Annotated in this window: 6 protein-coding genes; all 6 read right to left on the bottom strand. The window is 35.0% G+C overall.

Annotation, left to right across the window (positions count from 1 at the left end):
- Window positions 1–239: hypothetical protein (locus J7604_RS14850; RefSeq protein WP_293897120.1), on the bottom strand; the 239-nt coding region annotated here is incomplete at its 3' end.
- A 443-nt stretch (window positions 240–682) separates the two neighbouring features.
- The gene (locus J7604_RS14845; RefSeq protein WP_293897119.1) at window positions 683–1,063 is read right to left on the bottom strand and encodes a response regulator transcription factor; all 381 of its coding nucleotides are present in this window, start codon (window positions 1,061–1,063) and stop codon (window positions 683–685) included.
- Between the two features lie 127 nt (window positions 1,064–1,190).
- A complete protein-coding gene (locus tag J7604_RS14840; RefSeq protein WP_293897118.1) occupies window positions 1,191–1,442 on the bottom strand; it encodes a PAS domain-containing protein in 252 nt (83 codons plus the stop codon).
- Between the two features lie 533 nt (window positions 1,443–1,975).
- Window positions 1,976–3,121 (bottom strand): hypothetical protein, encoded by a 1,146-nt coding sequence (locus tag J7604_RS14835; protein ID WP_293897117.1) that lies wholly within the window; start codon window positions 3,119–3,121, stop codon window positions 1,976–1,978.
- A gap of 19 nt (window positions 3,122–3,140) precedes the next feature.
- Window positions 3,141–4,676, bottom strand: a complete 1,536-nt coding sequence (locus J7604_RS14830) for a RagB/SusD family nutrient uptake outer membrane protein (RefSeq protein WP_293897116.1) — start codon at window positions 4,674–4,676, stop codon at window positions 3,141–3,143.
- Between the two features lie 21 nt (window positions 4,677–4,697).
- Complete coding sequence (locus tag J7604_RS14825) at window positions 4,698–7,790, bottom strand: TonB-dependent receptor (RefSeq protein WP_293897115.1); 3,093 nt, start codon at window positions 7,788–7,790, stop codon at window positions 4,698–4,700.
- Between the last annotated feature and the right edge of the window lie 342 nt (window positions 7,791–8,132).

Raw genomic sequence — 8,132 nt, 5'->3', positions numbered from 1 at the left:
TCGTATGGCTCATGGCCAAGAATAGCGAGGATATTATCACTTACAAAAAGATATTCCTGAGTTAAAATATCAATAACACAAATAATATTAGGGGAGTGTTTCAGATGTGGATATATCTCCTGGAGCTTTTTTATTTTTTCAATATGAAAATATATATCAGGCTCATTTGCCAAAGAAGCAATCTCGTCATTGATGACATTCAGTTCAGTATATTTTTTCTGCACATTGGTAATACCCATAGTTGAATTAGTTTAGTTATAAAAAAGGTTTTGTAAAAAATAGATTGAACAGTGAAAAGGTACGATATATTAGGTGATATTAATAATAAATTTGATGGAATTCTTTAGGGCTAATATAAAAAAAACGGCAGATTCAAATATTGAACCTACCGTTTAGTTTAGTTGAGTTTAAAAAATTAGCTGGTCGAACTTCCCAAGTATTACTTAATAATCACGATACAAAAATTGCAAAATATTGATCTGAGGTCAATAACCATTAATGGTTATTTTTGATGATAAGCATCAAAATTTGAAAGGGATCTACTAAAATATTTTTACAAACTTGTTATACTTTTAATGGATGTTGATTTTACAGGACGGCTGAAATATTTGAAATAAGCTTAATGAGTAATAATCATATTAATACTCGGTAAGAAAAAAAATAATGGGTGGGAATAGTGGTGTCAAACAATACCGACACTCAAAGCTTTCTTTAATAGATCTCCGGATCTTCTAACATTCAATTTTTTTAACATATTTTTTCTATGCTTATAAATTGTATGTTCGCTAACAAATAAAGAATCTGCAATCTCTTTGCTGGTAAGGCCTTGTCCCATAAGATTCAGTACTTCAACTTCTCTTTCAGAAAGAATATAGTCTTGATCTCTGCATAAAAAGGTTCTCTTCATAATATTTGCATAAACTCCATCCTTATTTTTTTTATGAATAGTAAAGATAATATTGTCATCAGTTTTGAATTGATGGATATCAGTCATTTGAATTAATAAAATGCGGACATCGTTGTTGTCATCTCTTGAGATAGCCGTTACTTGATGATGAACCATCTTTGAGAGCCATCTTTGTGACTAAGCTTAATACTGTATGTGAATTTTATATCTTCAATTTCGCTACCTTGGTCGTACCTATCAAAAGTCATTAACATTGATGGCAATATTTTTTCAACGAAAACCTTCATTTGGTCAGCAGGAAAGATCTTAATAGTTTTAAAAAGACCTTCATTGTAAAATCTTCAGGAGGATAACCTAAGGCGTTTAATGTACTATTACTGACATATAGAAACTCTTTAGTAACAACATCTATTATGCATATCACACTTGGTGATAAATCGGCAAGAGCCCGAAACTTTGCAAGGTCTATTAGTTTTAAAATATTTCTGCATAGAAAGCAATTTTCGGAGATATGTTTTTCAAATGCTTTTAGCAAGTTAGTAGTAGCTTATTTCATTTTTTAGTGCGGCAATAGTTTTCATAAATAGGATAAAAATTGAAATGAAAGTTAGCCGGATTGAAATTTTCAGGCTTCAAAGTAAAAATAAGGATTATTTTTTCAAGTCAAAATAAACGGTAAAGGGGAAGGAAAAAAACAATACAATAGGAGATTGTGGCTTCCTATGAATTTGCTAATGATAATAATAAATCGGGACAGTGAATTCAATAAAGTTTGAATAAGAAAAAAAACGACAACTTTAAATCTTAAAATTGCCGTTTTATTTAGCTGATTGAACTCCCAAATATTATTACTTAATAATCACACTGCAATATTTGCAAAAAAATAAGAGGGGGTCAATAACCATGAATGGTTATTTTATTGATAGCACAATTTAGGCTTATTACCAATATTGGTAATTTATTAGATGAAATTTGACAGGATACATGCTGTTAAATATAATCGCCTAAGATCTGTAAAATAAAAAGCCCCGAATTTCGGGGCTTTTTTATTTATCTTTTAAGAAGAAATTATTTTTTAGGTACTAATGTAAAATACCTAGCTCCACCATCCTCAGCTGGACTAGTATTAGTACTATCAGCATAGTGATGTCTGATAAACAGTGTATCTGCTGATATCTTCACTATTTCATGATTATATCTTCTATCATAGTACCCAAGGTAACTTCCATTTGTGAAATCAAGAGTGTAACCAGTGCCTGCTCCATTTGCCTTTCTAATTATGAATGGTGCTTGCTTGTGTTTAGGATCTGTGTAGAAGCCATCATCGTAAGTTCCTCTTTTAACCCCTGTTAGCTCTTTAGCGAAGTTCCAGTGTACAGTTACATTACCATTTTTTGGAATATATTGGTATTGACGAATATTGAATGTAAACTCATTGGTTAGCATTCCTTTTTCCCAAGCTGGACCAGTAAATCCATCAGGTTGGTTCCACCAATCAGGAGTTAATGTTCCAAGTGGACCAACACCACCACTTTTACCATTAGGTATCATTACCCAAGTCTTTCCATTCGCAGCCGCAAGTCCCCCTGTCAAGGCTAACACTACAGGATCATTAAGATCTGGGTTAGCAGGATCATGGTCTTCTGTAACTTCAACAGGTTTAGTAATAGAAGAAACACCTTTAACAGTTTTTACTTTCAGAGTAATGTTGTAATTTCCTTTAAAAGGAAAATATACCTCAGAAACTTGAGTCTTTGAACTGTCACCATTTGTATAGGTGAATGTCATATCTATCGGATCTGGTACAGTTGAAGTAACTTTAAACTTGTAATCTCCAATTTTTTCAATTTCAAAATCTGCAGCATATGGACTATTTTCCGGAATGACAAGATCTTTTGTAATGGTAGTTGTACCACCTTTAGATGTTGCAAGTAACTTTATTTTATAAGTTCCTTTATATCCGAAAAATACAGTTTCATTTGATGCAGAAGATTTAGCAATACCTCCAAAATCCCATGAAGTTATAAATGCTCCAGGAGTAGTGTTTTTAAATGTAAATGTATTTTTATCAGTTGGATCACTCGTATTTTGAACTATTTCAAAATCAGCTACGGAAGGAGCAGGGAGTTCTTCATCCTTTCCTTTCTTTGGCTGGCAACTTACAACTATAAGAGCAGTAAGTACCAAATTTATAAGAATATTAAATCGTTTCATGTTCGATAAATTTTTGATATTAAAAATAACCCTTGTTTTGAGAGATTTTACCTTTAGATAATTGAACTTCTTGTAAAGGAATTGGGAAGATTTCGTGTATTCCTTCTTTAAATTTCCCTCCTTCAGGCGTAGCTTTCATCACTGAAGCAGCTCTTCCTTGTCTAACAAGATCGAAGAATCTATGTCCTTCTAAAGCTAGCTCTACTCTTCTTTCTCTCCAAATAATATCTCTAAGCAAATCCTTATTGGTTTCAGTTTTATCTGCCATGTTTACTCTTGCTCTTACTCTATTAAGATATTTTAGAGCATTTTCTGATTGTCCAAGCTCATTGGCAGCTTCAGCAGCCATTAAAAGAACATCGGCAAATCTGATGATACGGTAGTTGGACGGACCATCGCTAGGATTAAGAAGTGAAAGTTTATCAGATTCTACATATTTTCTACAATATGTTCCAGTGAATGGATAATTGCTAGCACTAGCTTTATATACTTCTGTACCAACTAAATCACCATCCTGGATGATCGTAGCTTTCAAGCGAGGATCTTCCTTGTCATCTTTGGTTTTCTCTTTCTTGAATTCGTCTAGCAGGCTCTTGGTTGGGCAGTTAAATCCCCATCCACCATTATCTCTTCCTCTTGTCATTACGTTAAAGAAAGTTCCTTCATTTCCGCTACCCCAGTTAGAGTTATTGTCACCACCTCTTCCTGCAACTCCTGCTGTGAACTGAATTTCAAATACTGATTCAATTCCATTTTCCTTAGCGAGAGAATGTATTGTAGAGTAATCCGTCTCTAAATCGTATATACCAGAGTTAATAACAGCTTCAGCATTTTTTAATACTTCACTCCATTTTGCAGAATTGTCACGTGTCTGATACAATTGAACTCTTGCAAGAAGGGCTAATGCAGCACCTTTGGTAGCTCTTCCAAGTTCAATTTGTCCTTTATTTGGTAATACTAACGCTTCAGTAAGGTCAGCCTCTATTTGTTTGTAAACATCAGCTTTAGGACTTTTTTCTAGCGTATATTCATCAGGATTTAAGACTTTAGTAACAACAGGCACATCACCAAACATTTTTACGAGTTCAAAATGATAGTACGCTCTTAGGAACTTAGCCTCTGCCATTACACGATTCTTAGTGGTTTCGCTTGCATTTGATTTTGGGGCAAATTGCAATACCAGGTTTGCTCTGTATATACCGGTATAATTCTTTTGCCATACTAAGAGTAGCTCTGGGAAGCTGGATTTTCCATCAAACTTTTCAAAGTAATCAAAATTTACCTGGTCAGGATCTCCACTTCCTCCTTTTAGAGCATCATCTGAAACGACATCTCCAAATAGAAAAGGTAGGCAGAATTGCTGTCCAAGCCTATCAGATTCCATTGTCAATGGGTCATAGGCTGCATTGATAGCCGCAATCATATCCTGATCAGTCTTGTAAAAGTTTTCGTCAACTACTGATACCTGAGGCTTTTTATCAAGGAATTCTTTTTTGCAGCTACTAAATAATGAAGCAGCAAAAATTAAATATATAAGATTAGCTTTTTTTAGCATTTTTTTAGCAGTTTAATTTGATTAAAATGTAGCGCTTACACCAAACATCCAGGTTCTTGCCTGAGGATAAGTACCTCCTTTATCAACTCCAACATCTAGGAAGGATCTTGTACGAGAGAAATCAGGTGTGTATGTTCCAATTTCCGGATCAAGGCCAGAGTATTTTGTAAACGTATACAGATTTTGAGCCATGATATAAACTCTTAGCTTTTCAAGTTTTACCAGCTTTGAATATGTTGCAGGTAAAGTGTAGCCAAGCTGAGCAGATCTAATTCTTAGAAATGACCCATTTTCTATGTAGTAATTAGAGATTTTTCTGTTGTCATTAGGGTCCGCGAATGTTACTCTAGGTACATCATTTGATGTTCCCGGACCAGTCCATCTGTTAAGCATTTCTTCTGAGAAATTTGAGTAAGGAACTCCACCTTCAAGAGTGTACTTGTTACCATTAAAGATTTTGTTTCCGTAAGATCCCTGGAAGAAAATAGAAAGATCGAATCCTTTATATTCTACATCACCGTTGAAACCATAAATGAATTTAGGTAGTGGACTTCCAAGAGTAGTTCTATCATTAGGAGTGATTTTTCCATCTCCATCGCGATCTTTGAATTTGAAGTCTCCTGGACGAACACCTTCTTGCACAGTTTGAAGAGCTGCTGCTTCCTCTGCTGTCTGAACAATTCCGTCAGTTTCCAATCCGTAGAACTGAGCCATTGAAGTTCCTTGCTGAGTGATGTTTGTCAAGAAATTTCTGAATTGACCATCGTAAATGGGATCATCCAGTTTTGTTATTTTATTTTTGATAGCGGTAAAGTTACCACCAACTCTATAGTTTACTTTTCCTATGTTATTTCTGTATTCCGCAGATAATTCAACACCTTTATTGGTCATAGCTCCAGCGTTTACAAATGGAGGCTCTTCAACCCCTGAATATCCAGGTATTCTTCTTTTGTAAATCATGTCTGATGTATTTTTGATGAAATAATCAGCAGAGAAGGTAATTCTGTTGTTTAGGAAACCAAAGTCAACTCCAAAGTTAGACGTTGTTACAGTTTCCCATTTGATGTTTTTGTTTCCTGCTCCAAGTGGTGTGCTACCAAATGCAGATGAGTTATTAAATGAGTAGTTATATCCTTGGTTGATGTTGGTTGTATAAGGATAGTCATTACCTGGGATGTTCTGGTTACCTAATTTACCCCAGCTAGCTCTTAATTTTAAGAAATTTACAATACCTCTGATTGGTTGCATGAAGCTTTCTTCTGAAACAACCCATCCTGCTGCAAAAGATGGAAAAATACCCCATCTGTTTTCTTTGGTGAATCTTGAAGAGCCATCAAGCCTTGTATTTGCAGTAAGCATATATTTGCTCTTGTATGAATAGGTAATTCTGCCTACATAAGAGAATAAGGCTGATTCTGTACCTTCACCCTGAGCGTTAGCGTTTACTGATGCAGAAGTAAGATATTGCTGACTTGGATCATTGCTAAAGGTTCCATCTTTAGATGCTCTGAAATAATTAAATTTAGTGTTTTGCATTCCCACCAAGAATAATCCTTCAAACTGATGATTTTCAGCAAGTGTTTTTGTGTAATTTAATGAGTTTTCCCAAACATAAGTTCTTGTTTGGTTTTGCTGAACAACAACCTGGGCGTTATCAAGCTTTTCACTATTAGAAACATAATACTTTCCATTAAATTGGTTTTGTGTAAAGCGGTTTGAAGTATAGCCAAGGTTAGATTTAATTTTTAACCCTTTTATGATTTGATATTCGGCAAACCAGCTTCCTATGAAGTTCATTCCTCTATACTTATTGTGGTTGTACGTAAGGCGAGCCAATGGATTTGGAATATCGGTTCTAGGAATTCCTGAAGCATATAGAGAGTCTCCTCCACGACCTGAATAAATGTTTGTGACAGGATCCATATTAAGAGCTCCTGAAATTACAGAGTTAAAAGGGTCTGAGTCATATAGCTGGGATCTGTTAAAAGAAGATACGTTCATAAAAGTACCAACTTTTAAATTATCAAGTAGCTGATAATCGATCTTAGTATTAAAGTTTAATCTGTTGTAATCAGAGTTCTTCATGATACCTTCCTGTTGAAGATAGCTTCCAGAAAGATAGTAATTGAGTTTTTCAGTTCCACCAGAAGCACTAAGTGAGTAGTTTTGCATGATGGCTTTTCTGAAAATTTGATCTTGCCAGTCAGTTCCACCTCCGATAGTATCTGTATTATATCTGATTGTTCCATTATCAGCCATTGAAGCTTCATTGGCTAATGTGGCCCACTCTTTTGCATCTAATAAATTATATCTTTTCCATTCACTTGATACACCAGTGAGGGCATTGAACTCATAAGAAGTCTTTCTGTTTGCTCCTGTCTTAGTTGTAACCAGCACAACTCCATTTGCAGCACGAGCTCCATAAACAGCAGCTGCAGATGCATCTTTAAGAATGTTAACTGATTCGATATCACTTGAATTGATAAATCCTAAATCTGGAACTGGAACACCGTTTACCAGATATAGTGGGTCACTATTGTTGATCGTACCAACACCCCTTATACGAACTGATAGTGGTGCTCCTGGAGCTCCTGTGTTTTGTGTGACGCTAACACCGGTAACTCTACCTTGTATAGATTGTACAGGGTCTATAGACACTACTTTTGTCACATCAGAACCTTTTACTGAGGAGATTGAACCAGTTACGTCTGTCTTCTTCTGTGTTCCATAACCAACGACAACAACTTCGTCAAGTTTGTTATCAGCTGGCAATTTCACGTTTAGAATTGTTTGACTTCCTACTTTTACTTCTTGTGTTACAAAGCCAATGTAGCTTACTACAAGCACTGCATTACTATCCGGCACTGAAATGGAGAAATCTCCGTTCTCGTCGGTGATTGTTCCCGCTGAAGTTCCTTTAATCGCAATTGTAACTCCAGGTATACTTTCCCCATCATCAGATACTATTCTTCCTGTGATCGGAATCGCATTTTGTGCCATTGCCTGCATGAAGCCGACAAAAATGACAGCGAGTGTTAACGCAATCTTAAAAATTCTCGGAGATGTAATAAAATTACTTCCCCGAGAGATTTTCGGTGGTAGCTTTTTTCTCATGTTTAAGTGTGATTATTTGGTTAAATAGTTTGAATTTTTTTTGACGAATCTGCGAGAATACAAAGAAAAAAAATAGGAGGCAAACAAAACCCCCTTAAATTCGTTGGACATCAGTTGTATGTTACTACATTTAAAAAAGGTTGCATCTTTTTAGATGAAAAAGTTTTTTTTAAGGGTAAAATTTATTATCCTGCATTTTGGCACTATTTAAATAATAAATTAAACTTATCTGATGCGTTACCTTTGACTAAGAAATTAATTTTGTGTATTATTTTACAGGATTTTTACCATTTGGTAATTTATTTGGAGGATAAAATTTGATTTTTTACTCACGAGCACTTG

The organism is Sporocytophaga sp. (assembly GCF_017745095.1).
Taxonomy (GTDB): domain Bacteria; phylum Bacteroidota; class Bacteroidia; order Cytophagales; family Cytophagaceae; genus Sporocytophaga.
This window is presented reverse-complemented; position numbering and strand designations above follow the sequence as displayed.